This window comes from Bacillus sp. ABR (genome assembly GCF_056172715.1).
The window spans coordinates 258921-278069 of the sequence record NZ_JAOYSL010000002.1 but is presented as its reverse complement, the minus strand read 5'-3'; the positions used below and the strand labels follow the sequence as shown (position 1 = coordinate 278069).

The window sequence follows — 19149 nt, the reverse complement described above, 5'->3', positions numbered from 1 at the left end:
CGTTGATTGCGTAATGGAAACTGGGAAATTAACAAAAACAGACATCATCACATCGCTTCAGGAAAGTATGAGTGAACTAGAGAAGCTAGTGAAGGCTTGTGATGATTACACACTGGATCAATCTTTGGTGGAGGGGAAGTGGTCAATCAAGCAGCTCGCCGGGCATTTGTATGACACAGAAGAAGTCTGGTCAGAGCGGATAGAGCAGGCGATATCAGATGATCAAACGCCCTTTCAATCGTATGATCCTGAAATGTATGTGAAAGATAGAGCGTATGAATGGTATAACGCAGAGGAGATCAAAGCATTGATCAAACGGATGAAAGAGAGAAGATACAACACGCTTCGGCTATTAGAAAAAGATATATGGGAACAATCAGGCCTGCATCCGGAAGAAGGACTGATGACCGTTCAAATATTAGCTGAAACCATCGCTTTACATGAACAACATCATCTGGATCAAATCAAAGCCATCATGTCAATGAGTGAATCATCTACATGAGGAGGTGCTAATAGTGAAGCATCAAGAATTGTTAGTTGATGTGAATTTTTATCAGGCACGTGATTCTTTATTAGAACAAGCCATTTCTAGTAAAGAACAGAAAGAACCGAAGTGTGAATCACGAAATCCACACCCAGTAGCCAACGAAAAAAAATAGAGGGGTATATGTGAAAAAGCACCTGCATCAAAACAGGTGCTTTTCAAATTCATTTATACGTGCTTGCTGAAAACATTTCGTTTAATTCTGCTGCGCGTTTAGTGGCTGTTTTGACACAATCGACAACGGCCTCTTCAAATTGATAGGCAGCCAGTGTGTTCAGGCCGGCTTCTGTTGTTCCGCCTTCACTTGTGATTTCTTTGCGCAGTTCGGCAGGTTCTTTTCCGCTGTCTTGAAGCATATTGGCGGCGCCTGCAATCATTTGGCAAATGAGTAATTTCGCAGTTGCTTGGTCCATTCCAAGTTCCGAAGCACCTCGCTCCATTCCTTCAATCAAATGATAAATGAAGGCAGGGCCGCTGCCTGCGATGGCTGTCACCGCATTTAGCTGCGATTCATCTAATACGGTGACATGCCCGATTGTTTCAAACAGCTCGACGGCCTTTTTCTTTTGCTCCTCAGTCACTTCTTGACTTACGGCAATACCTGTTGCTGACTGCTGAATTGCCGCTGATGTATTTGGCATTGCACGAACGACTGCACTCTTTCCGCCAGCGTAGTGTTGAATCGTTTCAATGGAAATACCCGCTAAAATAGAAATGATCAGCTGGCCATGTAAATGAGGCTGGACTTCAGAAATTCCGCTTTCTGCATCCTTCGGTTTTAAGGCAAAAACGAGAATATCCGCTTCTTCATAAATAAAGGACCGAGCGAAATCCGTTTTGACCCCATATCGCGCCTGTAATTCCTCTAATCGTTTTTCATTCGTTTTGTTTGTGACAATGATATCTTCATTCGACATCATGCCGCTTTTTAATAAACCTTTGATCATAGACTCTGCCATCGAGCCTGCACCGATAAATCCAATTTTACTCATAAGCTGCTCCTCCTTGTAGAAAATAAAAAAACCTCTCGCCTGAAAAGGACGAAAGGTTTTTCGCGGTACCACCCTCAATTAGCATGCAAACATGCATACTCAGCTCTAGTCCCTTAACGCGGGAAACGTTTAGGTTTGCCTAACAGCTCAAAGGGCAGGTTCAGCAAATAAGAGGATGGTGAAGTCTTACAGCCGGCGGACCTCACTCTCTTGCATCATTATTTTGCTTACTAATCCTTGTCATCGCGCATCATATATTTGTTGTTCATTATGCAACGATGGACAAGTTTATGTCAATAGGGGCAGTTAAAAAAATTGCCCATCTAAACCGCATGACAGTCTGCCTTTTGCAAGATACAATGAAGTAAGAAGACTGAGTCCCACAATCATGAGTCAAAAAGCAGGAGATGACATATAAAAGTGAAAGAAGACATCATTCAATTATCCATCCCGACGCCGTTTGCCGTTGGGGATGTGCATGCATATGTATTAAAAGGAGAGGCCGTAACCTTAGTAGATTGCGGGCCGATGACAGAAGAGGCAGAGCGTGCCTTTGTCACGCAACTAAAGGAACATCGTTTATCGATAGACGATATTGATCAAGTGGTGCTGACCCATCATCATGCAGATCATGTCGGTCTATTGAATTTGATGAAACCTTATGTCCGTGTGATCGGACACCAGCTAAATGAGCCGTATATTAGTCAGGATCCAGTGTTTAAGCAGCACCAAGTGGACTTTATGGTTCCTTTTTTTCAGCAGTTAGGTGTGCCGCTTCGACAAAATGAGTGTGAAAAAATGGTGAAGCAATCTTATACATATTCTTGTACTTCACATGTAGATGAGGTCATAAAAGAAGGTGATCGTTTAAGCGGGCATGAGCACTTCTTTGTGATGGAAACACCCGGACACGCACAGTCTCACCTTTCCTTTCTAGACGAAAGAACGGGGAATTTTATTGGCGGCGACCTGCTTTTGACGACCATTTCCTCAAATCCGTTAATGGAAGCACCGTATGAAGGTGAGGAACGTCAAAAATCACTGCTTCAATATAAAGCATCACTTAATCGGTTATTGCGTCTGCCAATCAAGACGATTTATCCGGGACACGGTCAGCTCATCACGGCTCACCATGAATTGATCGAAGAAAGATTTAAGAAACAAGAAAAACGGGCAAACACAATGTATCAGCTGCTCAAACAAAAAGAAATGACAGCCTTTCATCTTTGCCGTAAGCTATTTCCAGTGCTATATGAAGAGGCCTTATTTTTAACGATGTCAGAGACAGTCGGTCAGCTTGATGTGCTCTTAGCGGCTGGTCAAATTGAAGAATTAGAAAAAGACGGAATCGTCTATTACAGGGCAAACTAAGGAGTGAAACGCATGGGGCGATTGACAGGAAAAAGAATTTGGATTACAGGCGCATCTGGGGGCATTGGTGAAAAAATGGCGTACTTGGCAGCAGAAGAAGGCGCAGAAATCATAATTTCAGCAAGACGAACAGAAAAGCTTACAGATGTGAAAGAAAAAATTGTGAGCGCTGGCGGTGTGTGTCACATCGCTCAGCTTGATGTCAGTCAGCTTGAGGACATTGATCGCGCGTATGAAGAAGTGGGGCCGGTCGATATTTTGGTCAACAATGCCGGCTTTGGTGTATTCGATCTCGTCGAAGATGCGTCCATCGAAGAAATGGTGTCGATGTTTGAGGTCAATGTGTTTGGCTTAATCGCCTGTACGAAAAAGGTCATCCCTGAGATGAAGCAAAGAGGGCAGGGACATATTATCAATATCGCATCCCAGGCAGGAAAGATTGCGACGCCCAAATCAGCCATTTATTCCGCATCAAAGCATGCCGTTCTTGGATTTTCAAACAGCCTCAGAATGGAGCTGGCAGACTCAGGCATTCACGTGACAACAGTCAATCCAGGACCGATTGCAACAGATTTCTTTACCATCGCTGACCGCAGCGGTGAATATGTGAAGAACGTTGACTTTATGATGCTGAGTGCGGACAAGGTGGCAGGCAAAGTCGTATCTGCCATGATGACGAAAAAGAGAGAGATTAATCTGCCCGGGTGGATGAACGCTGGCAGCAAATTGTATCAGTTATTCCCATTTTTATTTGAAAAAGCAGCACGCAAAGCATTGATGAAAAAGTAACAAAAAAGAAACCGGTTTTGAACTGGTTTCTTTTTTTGATAAGGCTTCATTGCGCAACTTTCTATATCCGTCTTGCCGCTTGCTGAAGCGGGTCCCATACACTGTTGAAGGGCGGTGCATAGCTAATATCTAAATCTTCAAGATCTGTTATGGTCAGCTCTTGGTAAAGGGCAGCCGCCACGATATCGATCCGTTTATCTACACCGTTTCTGCCGATGATTTGGGCACCAAGCAAGGTATGGTCATCGCTTCTGTAGATTAGTTTCACTTTCATTTTCTGCGTATCTGGGTAATACCCTGCGTGGTCCGTACTATCAATGGTGATCACGGAGAAAGGAATGTCCGCTTCTTTTGCTTCCTTTTCTGATAAGCCTGTTCTTCCCGCTGTCACGTCCATAAATTTCATGATGGCTGTTCCAGTCACGCCTTGAAACGCCCGGTTTGTTCCTGTCATATGAAAGCCTGCGATTCTCCCTTGTTTATTCGCAGTTGTGCCAAGCGGAATATAATCCAGTGATTTTTTGATGCGGTGATAGGTCGCCGCGCAATCACCAGCAGCATAAATGTCTTTTATATTGGTTTGCATGTATTGATTTACTGCAATAGCGCCATTTTGAAGACGCTTGATACCGGTATGATGTAAAAAGGAGGTTTGCGGAGTGACACCGATGGCCATGATGACCATATCTGTTTGAATGGTTTGTTTGTCTGTGATAACAGCTGTGACATGTGACTTGCCTTCTAATTGCTGCACTGTTTCTCCAAGCGATACGTGAATGCCCTTGGCGTCAGCCTCTTCTTTAAGGTATTTTGCCATATCGGAGTCAAAGCCTGGGCCGAGTGCTGCTCCCCGCTGAATGATATGTACGTTTTTTCCGAGCGCTTTTAAATTTTCAGCCATTTCAAGGCCGATATATCCACCGCCAATGATCGTGATATGTGTGATGTCCTTTTCTAAATGTTCTAAAATGGACAGCGCATGCGGGATGGTTTTTAATACGTGTACGCCTTCTAATGGCTGGCTGTCTAAATCCAGTGTGACAGGGCTTGCTCCTGTCGCAATTAAGAGGCGATCGTAGCTTTCTGTAAAGGGTTCTTTTGTTTTCGTATGATGACCCGACACTGTTTTTTGCTCTGGGTCAATGGAGGTCACTTCGTGTAAGCATCTGGCGTCAATTCCATATTTCTCACGAAAGGTTTCAGCACTGCGTGCGATCAGCTTTCTGTGATCATCAATGAGACCGCCGATCAAGTAGGGGAGTCCGCACTGTCCATATGAGAAAATCTCTCCTTTTTCAAAAGCAACAATGTATGCATTTGGATCCTCTCTATATATTTGCATAGCGCAGCTCATTCCAGCTGCATCTCCGCCAATCATCACATATTTCATTTGGTGTGCTCCCTTCTATCTATCGTACTGAATACTCTTATTTACCCTCATATTCCTTTTTTTAATGCTTTTTTTCGCAAAACAAGCAAACTTTCGCTGAAAAATAAAGACAGCGCCTTCATTTTAAGCTACAATCGGATTATCGTCTTTTTGGGTTACGAGTTTAGTGAAGATTGGTGGGAAAGACTTTGAGTGACACGCGACTAGATTTTAATACGCTATACACGCGCCATACGAGAGAGGCCTGGGCCGCTCTTGGAGAATATATGCCGGTATCTGTTTCAGAAGAGGAAGCGAGAGCGCTGCAAGGATTAAATGACTATTTATCGCTTGAAGAAGTTCGAGATATTTACATACCGCTTATTCGTTTTCTGACATTACATGTCTTTGCAGAAAAACAAAAAAACCAGCATGTGAATGCCTTTTTAAACTACCCGCATCATGCCAAAATTCCCTTTTTAATTGGGATTGCTGGAAGTGTAGCTGTCGGGAAAAGCACAACGGCTCGTATCATTGAAACGCTTTTATCGAGGCTTGGAGATGGGCTGAAGGTAAGTCTTGTGACAACAGATGGCTTTTTATATCCTCAAAAAGAATTAAAGGATCGAGGGCTGATGGAAAAGAAGGGATTTCCAGAAAGCTACGATGTCAAAGCCCTGCTGTCTTTTTTAAATGAATTAAAATCAGGTAAACAAACTGTGCATGCCCCGGTATATTCGCATCTGACCTATGACCGGCTAGAAGGAGTGTATGAAACAGTAGAGGATGCAGATATTGTCATTATTGAAGGAATCAATGTGCTCCAATCACCAGCGCTGGATGATCTGAAGGATGAACCGCGTGTGTTTGTATCAGATTTCTTTGATTTTTCGATTTATGTAGACGCCGCTGAAACGCAAATTCAATTATGGTATAAAGAACGGTTTCGTTTACTAAGGGAAACAGCCTTCCAAGACCCTGAATCCTTCTTTCATCAATATAAAGATTTGACGGATGAAGAGGCAGATCAGATGGCAAGCACGATTTGGAATACCGTGAATCGGCCTAATTTATATCAAAATATTTTGCCGACAAAATATCGAGCTGATCTCATTTTGAAAAAAGGTGATCAGCACAAGGTGGAAGAGATCGCCATCCGCCGGGTATAAAGAAAAAACCGCTCAAACGAGAGAGCGGTTTTTTTTAATGATCTCCACTTACTTTAACAGCTACGGCCGCCGCCGATCGCTTTTTTAAACGGTAATATCCTATGAGTAAGAATGGAACGCCTGCAATGGTGATCATCGACAAGACCGTAAAAATGGAGAGGGGATGGGCTGCGCCAAAATAGTCAATGCACAGTCCGCCGACAAATGGTCCGATGACGCTGCCGAGCTGAGAAAATCCCATCGCACCAAAGTACGATCCCTTCACTTCAGGCTTTGCAATATTGTCTACAAAAAGATCCATCATCGCAAACAGCAGAACCTCGCCAATCGTAAACACGACAATGATGAAAGCAAGCATGCCGAGACTCTGTGAAAAAGCAATGGCAAACAAACTGCCGGCAAGAAGAATATTCCCAGTGGTCAGCGACAAAATGGTGGAGTAGCGCTTCGCAATCATGATGAGCGGGTATTGTACGACAATGACAACCACTGCATTTAAAGACAAAAGATATCCAAACAGTTTAGGACCATCCTCAATCATAGGTGACGCTGATAAGTATTGAGGCAGTGTTGAGCTTAAATGCGAATACCCGAACGAACATAAGGTAACGCCGATGAGGATGATGCTAAAGACCGTATCTTTTTGAATAATGGAAAGGGCTTTTTTGACGCTGATTTGTTTTGTGCTTTCTGGAGCAGCAACTGGATGTTTCTGAAATTGCCAGGCCAGTGTTAATCCGTATAACAAATAAATAAAGGCAGCGACAAGAAATGGAAACGTTGTTTTCGATGACCCGAGATATAAGCCAAGCAGCGGGCCGAAGATTACACCAATATTAATGGCCGTATACCGTAAATTAAAAACAAATAACCGAATACTTGATGGGGTGACATCAGATAAGAGTGCCTTAGACGTCGGTTCAAACAGTGCCCGGCACAGTCCATTTAAAGCATTCATGAGGAAGAAGACCCAAATGGCATCTGCAAACGCAAAGCCAACAAAGACAAATGACCAGCCGAAGATGGATAGAAGCATGACTTTTTTTCTGCCGATTCGGTCAGAAACATAGCCGCCGTAAAAACTCGCAACGATTCCAATAAGGGAGCTGACGGCAATGATTAACCCAGCTGAAGAAGCTGAAGCCCCTTTGACTTGTGTCAAATAAACGGCCAAAAAAGGAATGCTCATGGACGTCGCCATTCGGCCGAATATGGTGCCGATGATGATCGTCCAACTAAGTGGATGTAAAGTACGTAAATTATTTTTCATGCTGTTTCTCCCCTGAGTGTTAAGATGTTCCAATCATACATGAAAAATTGTGCAAATTAAATACACAATTTGATGGAGGAGACATCCACCATATGACAGAGGATCTCCGAATAGCCCGCAAATTTTTTTCTGCCGATGCTTCTATGTCTTTTAGATCTGCTGATCGTACGATCACTTAAAGACCATTTAATCAAGATCAATCGCGGCAATTTGCTGCAAGGACAGGTGGAGAACATCTTCATCATTGACGATTTTGATGCGCTGCGTTTCATAATGAATGGCTTTCACCCAGCCCCAAAACTGCTGTTTCATACCTGCTGCAGCATATGTTACGCAAATCGCTTGGTCCTCTGTAATCGACTGTGTGATCAAAAAATTCATTTCCTCTAGCTGATCAGTGCTCAGCGGAGGAGGCGTGTATTCTTTTTTCTTCCGTTTTTGAGCAAGCAGCTGTTCACGGTGCTCAGGGAGCATCATTCGGCTTGATTCCCACATGATGTTGTATCCAGGTGTTAATTTATTGGGATTCATGGCTGTTCGCCTCCGTTATTTGTAATGTCCACCAATTTTTTCGGCGCGGTGATACGCCTGCCCTGCGCTTGTTAGTGACGAAGCGTGCAAGAGCGCAGCAGGTCCATACTTCATATGGATGGCATCAAATACTTTGCTGAGTCTGTCTTTTTTTAAATGGTGATCAAATAAACTCAGCTGATATTGGCTGTCAGGCTGCAGCTGCGAGAGAGTAATACCTACACTGCGAATGGGCTGGCCGTCCCAGTGCTGCTGACATAGCTGAATGGCTGCGTCTGCAATATCTGTCCCGTACTGTGTGGGTGAATGGAGCTTGATTTGTCTATGAAATCCAGTCGGATGAGAAAAATCAGCGCCTCTTACGCCAACAGACACCGTTTGCCCAACATAATGCTTAAAGCGCGCACGTCTTGCCACTTCTTCACTCAATTCAAGAAGGGCGACTTTGATGTCCTCAAAGGACGCATAATCATGGGGAAGGGTCATATGATGCCCAACCGCCTTTTGCTGATCATGTGTGTGAAGAGTGACCGGGGAAGGGTCGTGTCCTAAAGCAGTTCGCTGCAGAAGCTCCCCGTTGATTCCCCAGCGCTTTTTTAGCCGGTCTAACGGATAAGTAGCAAGCGTCCCAATGGTACTGATGCCCATTCGTTTTAAATGGTGCTCCATTCGTTTGCCGACGCCAAATAGTTTTCCAACCGGAAGCGGCCATAAATCAGCCGCCACCCGGTCTGCACGAAGCTCATAGATGCCAGATGTGTTTTTTTTAGCAAAATGGTCACAGGCCATTTTAGCGAGCACTTTATTAGGACCAATGCCAACGCGTGCGTAAATGCCCGTCTGGTTCATAATAGTCGTTTGTATATTTTGGGCGATCTCGCGGGGTGAACCGAGTAGTGTCACACTCCCCGTAATATCGAGAAACTGTTCATCAATTGAATAGGGTTCGACAAGATCTGTGTATTGTTCAAGCAGTTCTGTCATCATGACAGAAACATCAAGGTAGCGCTGCATACGTGGACGTACGACGACGGCTTCAGGGCATTTCTCCTGTGCTTCCCATAATCTTGATGCATTTTGTACGCCCCGTTTTTTAGCGAGCGGGCAGGCGGCAAGTACGACCCCGCTCCGCCGCTCAGGATCTCCTGAGACGATGAGCGGCACATCCTTCAAATGAGGAGCCTCCACTTTTTCGACCGACGCATAAAATGACTGCATATCCACAAGCAGAATGGCTCGTTCATTCATCATTTTCACCTCTTAGAACGTATGTTCTGTATATATTTTAACCGCCAGAAGGTGAAATTGATACTGGTAAATCATTCAAAGAGAAGAGTGTAAATCCATACAAAAAAGACGAAGTGTCTCCACTTCGTCTCATCTTTGTAAAATGAGTCATTTTAAGCATGTGCCAAGTTATTGGATGTTTGGAGCGGCTCAGAACGCAAACGATAGGCCGTTAGTTTTTTCTTAGGCTTATGGGTAAACTGCCGCACCACATCCACGTGGTCATCGTAATGATACAGATAAAGGGTCACATCATGCTTGCCAAGCTTTGTTTGCATGGTAAGCGGCGCTGGTCCTTCCTGCGGATGAAGAAAACGCTCTTCGTCACCAGGATAAATATAATAACGTTCAATAAAGATCGCATCATTAAAATGTTGAATAATTTCAGATGTTTGCTGATCATCAAGTGGACGTCCTTGAAACGTCATCGTTGTTTGATCACTTGTTACTTTTGCATGCACCGCATAACGACTAAAAAGGCGTTCAACAACACCAGAAGGCAGCGAAGTGACAAGCAACTTTAAAAGACTAAACACAACAAGTGAAGTAACAATCCAAACCAATATCATCATCTCCAATAAACTTTTGTTCCATTTCTTATATGAACAATTTTAACATAACAAAAGAATGGATCTTTCGCACAAAAAGTGAACTTTTTGAAATAAGTGTGAAGATTTAAAAGGAGATGACGGCGAAAAGACGAAGAACCAACAAAGCTGAAGGAAAAAAGGCTGATACATCACCTTTACAAACAATTGATCAGACAGGTAGACTATTGAAACAGTTGATTTTTTGTGAAACGGTACAGCTAAAAATGAAAAGGGGCGAGGCCATCATGATACGTCAAGTGAAGCCGTCAGATTTTTATGCGGTCACATCCGTCATTCAAAGCTGGTGGGGAGGCAGAGATTTGCGCGCAAAATTGCCAAAGCTATTTTTCGAACATTTTCAGCAAACAAGTTTTGTCGTTGTTGAAAAAGGTGAACTGATCGGCTTTTTAGTCGGTTTTTTATCGCAATCGCATTCAGATGAAGCGTATATTCACTTTGTGGGGGTACATCCAGACCACCGAAAATTGAAGATTGGCAAAATTCTCTATCAAGCGTTTTATGAAGCGGCTGAAAAGGAAGGAAGAACAACGATTAAGGCCATCACGGCTCCTGTCAATAAAGTCTCAATTGCTTACCATACAAAGCTCGGTTTTCAGATAGAAAAGGGAGATAAAACGGTCGATGGCATTTCAGTTTTTTCAGATTACGACGGCATTCATGAAGACAGGGTGCTATTTGTGAAAAAGCTGGAGGCGAAAGCATGATCATTAGACTGGATCAAAAAAATAAAGAACAAGCAAAAGAGCTGTTACATATCCAATTGGCCGCATATCAGCGGGAGGCAGAACAAATAGGCTATCAAGATTTACCGCCCTTAAAAGAAACGGTTAAAGACATAATAGAAACAAATGAGATTTTCATAGGATTTGAAAAAGAGGGGCATTTGTTAGGGATCGCTTCATATGAACTGCATGACGACCGGATCATCCTCAGCCGGTTAGCTGTGCACCCTCATCATGTCAAACAAGGCATCGGGACAGCGCTCCTGCAATCCATCATCCAGCATCAAAAAACAATTGAGCTCACAACAGCGGAAGCAAATATACCAGCAATCAAGCTTTATGAAAAACTAGGGTTTAAACAGAAGGATCGTTTGCAGGTGGAAAACAATCTGATGTTAATAAAGCTGGAACGTTTGATGCTTCGAAAAGTGGAAGTGATTGAATACCAAGCGAGCTGGCCAAAACAATTTCAAGATGAGCATGATAAGCTGAAAAAGATAGTTGGCGACAACTGGGTATATGGCCATCATATTGGCAGTACGTCAGTCATAGGAATGGCGGCTAAGCCAATTATTGATATATTGCTAGAGGTGAAGCATATCAGTCGCTTAGATGAATGTAACCACCTGTTTCGTCAGCTTGGATATGAACCGCTCGGAGAAAATGGACTCAAGGGAAGACGTTTTTTTAGAAAAGGCGGCTTGAATCGAACACATCACGTTCACGCCTATGAAGCTGGACATGATGATGTAAAAAGGCATTTGGTGTTCCGAGATTATTTAAAAGCTGCACCTGATCGTGCCAAAGCCTATGCCGATAAAAAGCGTCAATTGGCAAAAGCATATCCTGAAGATATGGCAAGTTATATGAAAGGAAAAGATGGGCTCATTAAAGAAATTGAACAAGAAGCGTACAATTGGTCAGACCAGTTAAAGAAAAACGATCAGACATAAGAGCTGGCAGGACGTGAACATGTTTAATTGATGACTGATATGTTACAATGTAACAATCAACGGAAAAAGGATGTTCGGCATGTATATTCATATAACAGAACCAGCAGCAGCGTACCTTACAAAACAACAAGCAGGGCATGAAACAAAAGAACTGCTCCTTCGATATGATTCAGATGGGTGCGGCTGTGCGGTAAGCGGTGTCCCAATGATTTGGCTCACAGGTGAAAGAACAGGCGAATGGGAAGAGCTCAAGCATAATCAGCTCTTTAAGCTGTACATACACACAGCACAAAAGGTCTTTTTTGACGAGGAAATGACGATTGATTTTAATGAAAAAGCCAACACACTCATGTTGAAAAGTCCTCAACAAATACTCAGCCCGAGAATGGGTATACTTGTAAAGTAAGGTGGAAATGTAGTGGATCAAAAGCTAAAAGTGATACAAAATACGGCACAAAATAAAACATGGGTGTCGTTTTTAAATAACAATCATCCCTATAGCCTTTTGCACTGGTCAATAGGTGGAATGGATTCGGTGAAAAAGGACGTTTGGCTTCTTCAAGATGAAGTCACATTTGAAACGGAAGAATTTCCAACGCTCGAATTAGCTGTCAATTGGATCAAAGAGAATATGGACCAAGTAACAGATGTATTATAAAAGCCCTTTTTCGAAAGGGTTTTTTTCGTGCGTTCATCATCTCATCAAACGGCACGGTTGTCTAATCTGAAAAATGATCTTTTGAAGCAAAAAAAGCAGTTTTTCAACAAACAATTCGACAAAATGAGCAAGCTGGAAATAAAAAAATAATGGCTGTAAATGCCGAAAAATAGGCATTCGCAGCGTTTATTGCGGGATACCGAAAACTTTGCGAAAAATGACATTTCATATTTCTTCCATTCGAGGAAATGTGATAGAATACAACATGTATCGTATATGAGAAGGGAGGTGCTAAAGTGAATTGAAGCTCAAGCTGTCATCGCCTCAGGTTGGAATCAAAATAAACGAATGGTATAGGCAGATTTGCGGATTTCATGTGATGAAAGCAGAGAAGCTGAAGGCGGAGATCGAGCAGGAAATCCTCGAAATGGAGCAGGATCAAAACTTGTTATTGTTTTACCAGCTGATGGATTTTCGCCACAAGGTAATGCTTGAATATTTTGAACCGGCAAAGAAAGCCTCGAATGATGAAGAGATTAAGAATTTGCTAGAAACGATCGAACATTCACAAACGAAATTAACGGATATGCTTGAATACTATGTTCATTTTTTCACAGGAATGTTTGAATTTGAACAGAGAAACTACTTAAGTGCCATTGCTTATTACCGCTCAGCAGAAAAAAAGCTCAATCTCATATCAGATGATATAGAAAGAGCAGAATTTTACTTTAAATTAGCAGAAATTTACTACCACATGAAACAAACCCACTTTTCGATGCACTATGCCTTGCAAGCGTTAGATACGTATTCTGCCTACAGAACGTACACGCTGAGAATCATCCACTGTGAATTTGTCATTGGTGCAAACTATGATGATTTGAAATGCTATGAACATGCATTGCCCTACTTTAAAAATGCTCTAAAGCGAGCACGCTCAATTGGAAACCCTCGAGTCATAGGTTCGGCCCTTTTCAACTTAGGTAACTGTTATTATCAAATGAACGATCTTGCGGAAGCAAGCCGTTATCTGAAAGACTCTATTGAAGTGTTTGAAAAGGAGAATTTAACCCATCTTAATCGCTCTCTAGACCCACTATTTATGCTGACACAAATCCTGTTTAAACAAAAACAAATAGAAGAGTCGTTAACCCTCTATCAACAAGGTATTATGAAGGCCTGTGAATTAGAAGATGAAATTTACATCTGCAAATTTCAGTTCTTAAAAGCATTGTACGTTGATGCAGACATAACAATCATAGACGATACATTAGACCTGCTCGAGGACAAGCGCTTATACCCAGATATTGAGGAATTGGCACTTGATGCGGCTCATTATTACAATGAGCTTGGACTGTTTGAAGTATCTACCCGGTTTTACGAAAGGAAAATTCAAGCCATATCAAAAATTCAAAATGGGGGTCATTTATATGAAAACGAGTTTGATAGTTCTTTTATTGGCAGCAACTGCAGGATTATCGGTCATGAGTCAGCAGCAATCGGAAGAGAGCCATATGGAGCTTGCGGGCAGACACCATACAACAGTGGTGACTATCGCATAAGTTAGCTCAAAAAGAGGGGACGAACTGCTGTTCATTCTCCTCTTTTATTTTCATTCAATTCAAATCTTTGAAGAAATGCTTGAATTTCTTGCTCATAAGCTTCCTTATTTTCGCTAAAAGACATTGCATGCGCACCGTGTGGCGCAATAAACAACTGTTTGTCACCCTTTTTACGTGCATATAACTGCTGACTTTGCTCACAGGGGATATAGTCGTCATGGCGGCTATGAATAAAAAGTACAGGTACTTTCACATGATCGATCACATCAAGAGGGGAAACTTGCCGGATGCGGTATCCGTCCCGCCATTTTAACACTTGATCACTTAGTGGAAGAATCCATTGCCCTGAAAGGCGAAAATCTGTTTTTAACCGATACAGAAGCTGGTCCTCAAAAGAAGCAAAAGGGCAGTCTGCTATGTAAAAATTGGCGGTTGCTTCCGGCTTCGCAGCATATAACAAGGTCGTGACTGCACCCATTGATTCTCCGTGTATCCCAATGATGGCACTTTCTCCGAGTCTTTGTCTGAGCCACTTTACGATCTTTGCTAGATCTTCTTTTTCATAATATCCATAACTCGTGGTTTTCCCGCCGCTCATCCCGTGTCTTCTATGATCATAAAGCAGCACATTCCATCCGAGCTTTTGGAATAATTTCATATACTTAACGGAATTAATCAAACTGACTGTCACACCGTGGCAAAGTACGATTGTGCGTGTTGTATGAGGATGCGGCACAAAATAGCCATGTAGATTATAACCAAATGCTGAAGGAATACACACTTTCTCTTTCTTAAGCTGCTGAAATTCCTCGTGATGATAATGGCCTCCATCTGATTCTCGTTTGATGAGCTCTTCATCCGTTAATTTTCGAATATACATCATTTTATTGGTGAAAAAAATGCTGATGACAGCGAGTGGACATAATATGAAGGCAAATATAGCGATCCATTTCTTCATCTAGCCGATTCTTCCTTTCCGGAGTTTTTTCTATGACGATCATACCACATCTTGGTAGATTGGCGTGCCTCTTGCTCAGAAAATAAAACGGATGATACACTAAGTCAAAAGGAGAGAGGCACAATGAAAAAGACCAAGCAGGATCAAGCGAAATTAAAGGACGGCATAAAGGACGATGTCAAACAGCAGCTTCTTCAAATGAAACAGAACCTCGCCGTTGAAACAGAAAAAAGAGAAGAACAAAAACGACAAGATCTCCTTCGGCAGCAGAAAGAAAAAGAAAAAAACAAAAGCTTTTCAGAGCTGCTAGATGAAAGCCATTTAGACTGGAGAAAGTATAAAAGCTAAAAAGGGAGCAATGATGCTTCCTTTTTTTATGTCATCATCCTTGAGATAGATCCACAGAGAATAAACATAGGTCCATAAAGAGAAAAGCATTTCTGCCCCCTTCATATCACTTCATTTCAGAATCGAGACAGTATGATTTTTTAAACGAAATCCCATAACTTATGTTTGAAACAGAAATAAAAAGGTGAGTATTGATTTATTTAAATTCCTTTTTATTGAAAATATGGTTATTAAGACCCTTTTGATAGAGGGTCGTTCTTCTTATAATGAAGATGTGTTACAAAATTTGGGAATGGGGATGATTCACATGAAATTGAGAAAAACAATGGCTGGAGTCGCTTTATCTTTAGGATTGCTTTTACCTGTTTCTGGACAAGCTCTTGCAACAAATGAGTTAACGAATGCAGATGTGAGTACAAAGGCTACTTCAATTGTAGATTGTTCTGTAACTCCTTTTAAAGGTGCAAGTAATCGATTATGTATGCATTCAGATAATGGTTCTTTTGCAAATAGTTTCAGTCGTTTTGGTACCACATTTTATCTTAAAGGCAAATCTGGAAATTATGCATATTACGAAAGTGCAAGATAAGACAACGGGGCTTTTAGCCCCTCCTTATTTTATATAGAGAAAAACATAAAAAAATGTAGAAAAACATGAGTTTTTCTACATTCTGACGAGATCAAATGATGTGATTTTTTCTTATTAGGATCGGTGCGCTTCATACACAAACGGTTTTGTATAGTAAGTTACTGCTTTGACTTCTTGGTCACTTAAAGAACGTGCATTTGCTGCTGCTATGTTTTCTTTTAACTGATCCACCGAGCTCGCGCCAAATACAACGGAACTGACCGCAGAATGTTTCAGTACATATTGAATGGACAGTTCGGTGAGGGACAGGTCATAAGCGACTTTCTTTAAAGAAGGAATGATCTGCTGGAGCTCTTCAAATGAATATTGAAGATAGCCGTTTTTTTGAATCGCTGCACTTGCTTGAGAAAGTGGTTTTTCAGTTAATAATCCTTTCGCTAAAGGGCCTCTTGCGACGACGCTAATGCTTTGTTCTTCAAGAAGAGAGAACCATTCTTCCGGGCGGCGGTCGAGTAAGCTATATTGCATCATCACGCTTACGATATTGGACTTTTTGGCATATTCTTTAATGACATTTGGGCGGATAGATGAAATGCCATAATAGCGAATAACGCCTTCCTCTACTAATTCTTCAAAAGCCTCAATCGTTTCATCAATGGGGTCATCAATCGTGCCTCCATGCAATTGATATAAATCAATATAATCTGTTTGAAGCCGCTTGAGGCTTTGTTTTACTGCTTCCTTTATGTACGCCTTTGAAGGGTCCCAGTCCCAGCCTGGTTTGCCTTTTTCAAAGCGGTTGCCGCCTTTTGTCGCCAAAATCAAATCTTGCCGTCTATTTTTGATGGCTTCCCCAACAATTTCCTCATTTGTCCCAAAATCATATAAATCGGCTGTATCCAAATAGTTAATTCCGAGATCAATGGCCTCATCTAATAAAGAGAGCGCTTTTTCTTTATCAGTCCCAAGAGACATGCATCCTAGTGCCGCCTCGCTCACTAAAAGATCTGAGGTGCCAATACGTCTTTTTTTCAATTCCATCACACTCCTATCCTTTCACATTAAGTGAAAAAAATCAGGAATTCAAGCTAGGTGATTTCAAATGGCGCATTGAAGCAAGCGTTTCGCTTTTCGCTTCTCTTAAATCATCTATGTTAAAATAAATGAAGTAAAAAGTGAAAGTAGAACGAGGAGCTGACAAAATTGAAGGACTTTGAAGAAAAAACATTATCGTCGAAAGAATTATACAACGGAAAAATCATTGATTTGGTACTTGAAGATGTAGAATTGCCTAACGGAAAACAAGGCAAACGCGAAATCATTAAACATCCTGGTGCAGTAGCTGTCATTGCACGTACAGACGAAAATAAAATCATCTTGGTCAAACAATACCGTAAAGCATTAGAGAGAGCCATCGTTGAAATTCCGGCTGGAAAACTAGAAAAAGGGGAAGAGCCGGCACATACAGCATTAAGAGAATTAGAAGAAGAAACAGGATATACAACTCAGCAGCTTCAAAAGCTGACGGCCTTTTATACATCACCTGGTTTTGCAGATGAAATTGTTCACATTTATCTAGCAGATCAGCTAGTTCCGCTTGAAGAAAAAAGAGAGCTGGATGAAGATGAATTTGTCGAAGTAATGGAAGTTTCATTAGAAGAAGCCTTGCACCTCATTGAAGATCAGCATATTTACGATGCAAAAACAGCCTATGCCATTCAATACTTACAACTGCAAGAGGTACTTGAGTCAACAAAATGAAGGAATTTTTTGCAGACATCCATATTCATATTGGCAGAACAAGAACAGGCAGAGCTGTCAAAATTACAGGTGCAAGGTCATTGACAATTGACCAAATTCTCATTGAAGCAGCAGAAAGTAAAGGGATGGGGATGATTGGTGTGATAGATGCACAATCTCCAGAAGTCTTAGAAGAGTTAATAGAGGGTGTAGAGGAAGGCCGGTACACGGAACTAAATGACGGCGGTCTATCATTTGGACCGACAGTGCTGCTTTTAGGCAGTGAATTAGAGATCAATGATGACCATTCAAAAGGTCCGATTCATGTGCTGGCATTTATGCCCACACTACACAAAATGTCTGAGTTCTCCGCATGGCTTTCGCTTCATATGAAAAATGTCCATTTGAGCTCACAGCGCCTCTATGTTGATGGGAAAACACTTCAGCACAAAGTAAAAGAGCTAGGAGGATTGTTTATTCCTGCTCATATTTTTACGCCGCATAAAAGTCTATACGGCAAAGGGGTCAGCACTTCTTTAACGGAAGTATTTGATCCTGACCTTATTGATGCTGTTGAGCTTGGTCTTAGCTGTGATACGTCAATGGCGTCCCAGCTGAGTGAGCTGAACCGGTATCCCTTTTTAACGAATTCAGATGCCCATTCTTTAGGGAAAATCGCGCGAGAATATACAAAAATCAAAATGGATCATGCCTCTTTTGCCGAATTCAAGCTAGCCCTTGAAGAAAAAGATGGCAGAGCTGTCACAGGAAATTATGGACTTGCTCCGCGGCTTGGGAAGTATTATCATACGACCTGCGAGAAATGCGGGGTAAAACCTCACGCATCAGATCAGGAAGAGTGCCACGAATGCGGACATACCCGGATGACAAAAGGAGTAAGTGAGCGTTTAAAAGAGCTTGCTGACCAAGAAAGTGAAAAAAGAATGAGACCTCCTTATGTTCATCAGCTCCCACTTCAGTTTATTCCGGGTGTTGGACCTAAAACGCTGGAGAAGCTAAAAGCCGTGTTTCACACAGAGATGAATATTCTGCATCAAGCAACAGAACAAGAATTAAAAGCCGTTCTGCCAGAAAAGACAGCGGGCTACATCATCAAAGCAAGAAAGGGCGAAGTCGGACTAATCGCTGGTGGAGGCGGAGTGTACGGTAAGGTGGATATCAATCATGAGTCACATTAAATGGACATCTCAAACGTTTGAACAATTGTCAAAAGAGGATCTTTACTTGATTCTTATGGAAAGAGTCAACGTGTTTGTTGTAGAACAAACATGCCCTTACCCTGAAATTGATCACAGGGACCAAGAAGCAATTCATCTCATCGCAAAAGAGAACGGCACCATTGTGGCTTATTGCCGAATTTTTCAAAACGGGATCGTGTACAAAGAGGCGTCCATCGGCCGCGTTCTTGTGACGCAGGCCGGCCGGAAAAAAGGGTATGGAAAGATGCTGCTCATCAAGGCTTTGGAAAAGCTTAGTGAACTAGGTGAAACAAGTGTTAAAATACAGGCGCAATCCTACCTGAAGTCATTTTACGAATCATTTGGTTTCAAGGCCGTCTCAGATGTTTATGATGAAGATGGGATTCCGCATCTTGATATGGTAAAAACAGAAAGATAGACGTATTTACGTCTATCTTTTTTATGTAACATCGTGTATCATAACGTCAAC

At 42.0% G+C, this 19149-nt stretch carries 23 protein-coding genes and 1 other annotated feature; of the genes, 15 read left to right on the top strand and 8 right to left on the bottom strand.

Annotation, left to right across the window (positions count from 1 at the left end):
• The first annotated feature begins 13 nt into the window (after window positions 1–13).
• Both OIT90_RS06755 and OIT90_RS06750 read left to right on the top strand, forming a co-directional pair.
• Complete coding sequence (locus tag OIT90_RS06755; protein ID WP_126681624.1) at window positions 14–502, top strand: DinB family protein; 489 nt, start codon at window positions 14–16, stop codon at window positions 500–502.
• Window positions 503–515: 13 nt separating this feature from the next.
• Window positions 516–659 carry a hypothetical protein gene (locus OIT90_RS06750; protein WP_474892383.1) on the top strand — a complete coding sequence of 48 codons (144 nt, stop codon included), beginning with the start codon at window positions 516–518 and terminating at the stop codon, window positions 657–659.
• Window positions 660–708: 49 nt separating this feature from the next.
• On the opposite strand, the gene proC is transcribed toward OIT90_RS06750, so the two are convergent.
• Window positions 709–1536 (bottom strand): pyrroline-5-carboxylate reductase, encoded by an 828-nt coding sequence (gene proC / locus OIT90_RS06745; protein WP_268465747.1) that lies wholly within the window; start codon window positions 1534–1536, stop codon window positions 709–711.
• A 41-nt stretch (window positions 1537–1577) separates the two neighbouring features.
• Window positions 1578–1789, bottom strand: a binding site (T-box leader).
• 167 nt (window positions 1790–1956) lie between these two features.
• On the opposite strand from proC, the gene OIT90_RS06740 reads away from it, so the two are divergent.
• Together OIT90_RS06740 and OIT90_RS06735 are read left to right on the top strand one after the other, a co-directional pair.
• A complete protein-coding gene (locus OIT90_RS06740; RefSeq protein WP_268465749.1) occupies window positions 1957–2907 on the top strand; it encodes an MBL fold metallo-hydrolase in 951 nt (316 codons plus the stop codon).
• Between the two features lie 12 nt (window positions 2908–2919).
• On the top strand, window positions 2920–3696 hold the full coding sequence (locus OIT90_RS06735) for an SDR family NAD(P)-dependent oxidoreductase (protein WP_268473927.1): 777 nt from the start codon (window positions 2920–2922) through the stop codon (window positions 3694–3696).
• A 61-nt stretch (window positions 3697–3757) separates the two neighbouring features.
• On the opposite strand, the gene OIT90_RS06730 is transcribed toward OIT90_RS06735, so the two are convergent.
• The gene (locus OIT90_RS06730) at window positions 3758–5086 is read right to left on the bottom strand and encodes a CoA-disulfide reductase (protein WP_039179734.1); all 1329 of its coding nucleotides are present in this window, start codon (window positions 5084–5086) and stop codon (window positions 3758–3760) included.
• Window positions 5087–5274: 188 nt separating this feature from the next.
• Here OIT90_RS06730 and coaA point away from each other — a divergent pair, with 188 nt between their 5' ends.
• On the top strand, window positions 5275–6234 hold the full coding sequence (coaA, locus tag OIT90_RS06725) for a type I pantothenate kinase (protein ID WP_039179731.1): 960 nt from the start codon (window positions 5275–5277) through the stop codon (window positions 6232–6234).
• Between the two features lie 34 nt (window positions 6235–6268).
• Here the strand turns inward: coaA and OIT90_RS06720 are convergent, their stop codons facing one another.
• The 4 genes from OIT90_RS06720 to OIT90_RS06705 all read right to left on the bottom strand — a co-directional run bounded on the left by OIT90_RS06720 (window position 6269) and on the right by OIT90_RS06705 (window position 9885).
• Window positions 6269–7504, bottom strand: coding sequence for an MDR family MFS transporter (locus tag OIT90_RS06720; protein ID WP_039179728.1), 1236 nt, complete (start codon window positions 7502–7504; stop codon window positions 6269–6271).
• Window positions 7505–7690: 186 nt separating this feature from the next.
• Window positions 7691–8035, bottom strand: a complete 345-nt coding sequence (locus tag OIT90_RS06715) for a YolD-like family protein (RefSeq protein WP_047202242.1) — start codon at window positions 8033–8035, stop codon at window positions 7691–7693.
• Between the two features lie 15 nt (window positions 8036–8050).
• Window positions 8051–9283, bottom strand: coding sequence for a DNA polymerase IV (locus tag OIT90_RS06710; RefSeq protein WP_039179722.1), 1233 nt, complete (start codon window positions 9281–9283; stop codon window positions 8051–8053).
• Between the two features lie 152 nt (window positions 9284–9435).
• Window positions 9436–9885, bottom strand: a complete 450-nt coding sequence (locus OIT90_RS06705) for a YfmQ family protein (protein ID WP_024422888.1) — start codon at window positions 9883–9885, stop codon at window positions 9436–9438.
• Window positions 9886–10157: 272 nt separating this feature from the next.
• On the opposite strand from OIT90_RS06705, the gene OIT90_RS06700 reads away from it, so the two are divergent.
• From OIT90_RS06700 to OIT90_RS06680, 5 genes are all read left to right on the top strand, one after another.
• Complete coding sequence (locus OIT90_RS06700) at window positions 10158–10637, top strand: GNAT family N-acetyltransferase (protein WP_024428048.1); 480 nt, start codon at window positions 10158–10160, stop codon at window positions 10635–10637.
• On the top strand, window positions 10634–11608 hold the full coding sequence (locus OIT90_RS06695) for a GNAT family N-acetyltransferase (RefSeq protein ID WP_268465753.1): 975 nt from the start codon (window positions 10634–10636) through the stop codon (window positions 11606–11608). Before OIT90_RS06700 ends, OIT90_RS06695 begins: the two co-directional genes overlap by 4 nt.
• Window positions 11609–11687: 79 nt before the next feature.
• Window positions 11688–12014: an iron-sulfur cluster biosynthesis family protein gene (locus OIT90_RS06690; RefSeq protein WP_039179713.1), complete on the top strand. Its 327-nt coding sequence runs from the start codon at window positions 11688–11690 to the stop codon at window positions 12012–12014.
• Window positions 12015–12026: 12 nt separating this feature from the next.
• Window positions 12027–12266, top strand: a complete 240-nt coding sequence (locus OIT90_RS06685; protein ID WP_024422884.1) for a YqkC family protein — start codon at window positions 12027–12029, stop codon at window positions 12264–12266.
• Window positions 12267–12567: 301 nt separating this feature from the next.
• Complete coding sequence (locus OIT90_RS06680) at window positions 12568–13830, top strand: response regulator aspartate phosphatase (RefSeq protein ID WP_024428051.1); 1263 nt, start codon at window positions 12568–12570, stop codon at window positions 13828–13830.
• A 26-nt stretch (window positions 13831–13856) separates the two neighbouring features.
• On the opposite strand, the gene OIT90_RS06675 is transcribed toward OIT90_RS06680, so the two are convergent.
• Window positions 13857–14783, bottom strand: coding sequence for an alpha/beta hydrolase (locus tag OIT90_RS06675; protein ID WP_474892382.1), 927 nt, complete (start codon window positions 14781–14783; stop codon window positions 13857–13859).
• 123 nt (window positions 14784–14906) lie between these two features.
• Here OIT90_RS06675 and OIT90_RS06670 point away from each other — a divergent pair, with 123 nt between their 5' ends.
• On the top strand, window positions 14907–15131 hold the full coding sequence (locus OIT90_RS06670) for a YqkE family protein (RefSeq protein ID WP_039179706.1): 225 nt from the start codon (window positions 14907–14909) through the stop codon (window positions 15129–15131).
• Window positions 15132–15315: 184 nt separating this feature from the next.
• Entirely contained in the window at window positions 15316–15720 is a 405-nt protein-coding gene (locus tag OIT90_RS06665; protein ID WP_474892381.1) for an antimicrobial peptide LCI, read from the top strand.
• Window positions 15721–15834: 114 nt separating this feature from the next.
• Here the strand turns inward: OIT90_RS06665 and OIT90_RS06660 are convergent, their stop codons facing one another.
• Window positions 15835–16755 carry an aldo/keto reductase gene (locus tag OIT90_RS06660; RefSeq protein ID WP_041086021.1) on the bottom strand — a complete coding sequence of 307 codons (921 nt, stop codon included), beginning with the start codon at window positions 16753–16755 and terminating at the stop codon, window positions 15835–15837.
• 168 nt (window positions 16756–16923) lie between these two features.
• Between OIT90_RS06660 and OIT90_RS06655 the strand changes: the two genes are divergently transcribed.
• The 3 genes from OIT90_RS06655 to OIT90_RS06645 are packed head-to-tail and all read left to right on the top strand — an operon-like array spanning window position 16924 to window position 19098.
• On the top strand, window positions 16924–17481 hold the full coding sequence (locus OIT90_RS06655; protein ID WP_039179704.1) for an NUDIX hydrolase: 558 nt from the start codon (window positions 16924–16926) through the stop codon (window positions 17479–17481).
• Entirely contained in the window at window positions 17478–18659 is a 1182-nt protein-coding gene (locus OIT90_RS06650; RefSeq protein ID WP_474892380.1) for a TIGR00375 family protein, read from the top strand. The genes OIT90_RS06655 and OIT90_RS06650 overlap by 4 nt, the downstream gene beginning before the upstream one ends.
• Entirely contained in the window at window positions 18646–19098 is a 453-nt protein-coding gene (locus OIT90_RS06645; protein WP_474892379.1) for a GNAT family N-acetyltransferase, read from the top strand. The genes OIT90_RS06650 and OIT90_RS06645 overlap by 14 nt, the downstream gene beginning before the upstream one ends.
• Window positions 19099–19149 lie beyond the last annotated feature (51 nt).

Excerpts from the sequence above, each read along its gene's own strand:
- OIT90_RS06755 (WP_126681624.1), top strand. The coding sequence starts at position 14 with ATGGAAACTGGGAAATTAACAAAAACAGACATCATCACATCGCTTCAG.
- proC (WP_268465747.1), bottom strand. The coding sequence starts at position 1,536 with ATGAGTAAAATTGGATTTATCGGTGCAGGCTCGATGGCAGAGTCTATG.
- OIT90_RS06735 (WP_268473927.1), top strand. The coding sequence starts at position 2,920 with ATGGGGCGATTGACAGGAAAAAGAATTTGGATTACAGGCGCATCTGGG.
- OIT90_RS06730 (WP_039179734.1), bottom strand. The coding sequence starts at position 5,086 with ATGAAATATGTGATGATTGGCGGAGATGCAGCTGGAATGAGCTGCGCT.
- OIT90_RS06720 (WP_039179728.1), bottom strand. The coding sequence starts at position 7,504 with ATGAAAAATAATTTACGTACTTTACATCCACTTAGTTGGACGATCATC.
- OIT90_RS06715 (WP_047202242.1), bottom strand. The coding sequence starts at position 8,035 with ATGAATCCCAATAAATTAACACCTGGATACAACATCATGTGGGAATCA.
- OIT90_RS06710 (WP_039179722.1), bottom strand. The coding sequence starts at position 9,283 with ATGAATGAACGAGCCATTCTGCTTGTGGATATGCAGTCATTTTATGCG.
- OIT90_RS06700 (WP_024428048.1), top strand. The coding sequence starts at position 10,158 with ATGATACGTCAAGTGAAGCCGTCAGATTTTTATGCGGTCACATCCGTC.
- OIT90_RS06695 (WP_268465753.1), top strand. The coding sequence starts at position 10,634 with ATGATCATTAGACTGGATCAAAAAAATAAAGAACAAGCAAAAGAGCTG.
- OIT90_RS06690 (WP_039179713.1), top strand. The coding sequence starts at position 11,688 with ATGTATATTCATATAACAGAACCAGCAGCAGCGTACCTTACAAAACAA.
- OIT90_RS06675 (WP_474892382.1), bottom strand. The coding sequence starts at position 14,783 with ATGAAGAAATGGATCGCTATATTTGCCTTCATATTATGTCCACTCGCT.
- OIT90_RS06670 (WP_039179706.1), top strand. The coding sequence starts at position 14,907 with ATGAAAAAGACCAAGCAGGATCAAGCGAAATTAAAGGACGGCATAAAG.
- OIT90_RS06650 (WP_474892380.1), top strand. The coding sequence starts at position 17,478 with ATGAAGGAATTTTTTGCAGACATCCATATTCATATTGGCAGAACAAGA.
- OIT90_RS06645 (WP_474892379.1), top strand. The coding sequence starts at position 18,646 with ATGAGTCACATTAAATGGACATCTCAAACGTTTGAACAATTGTCAAAA.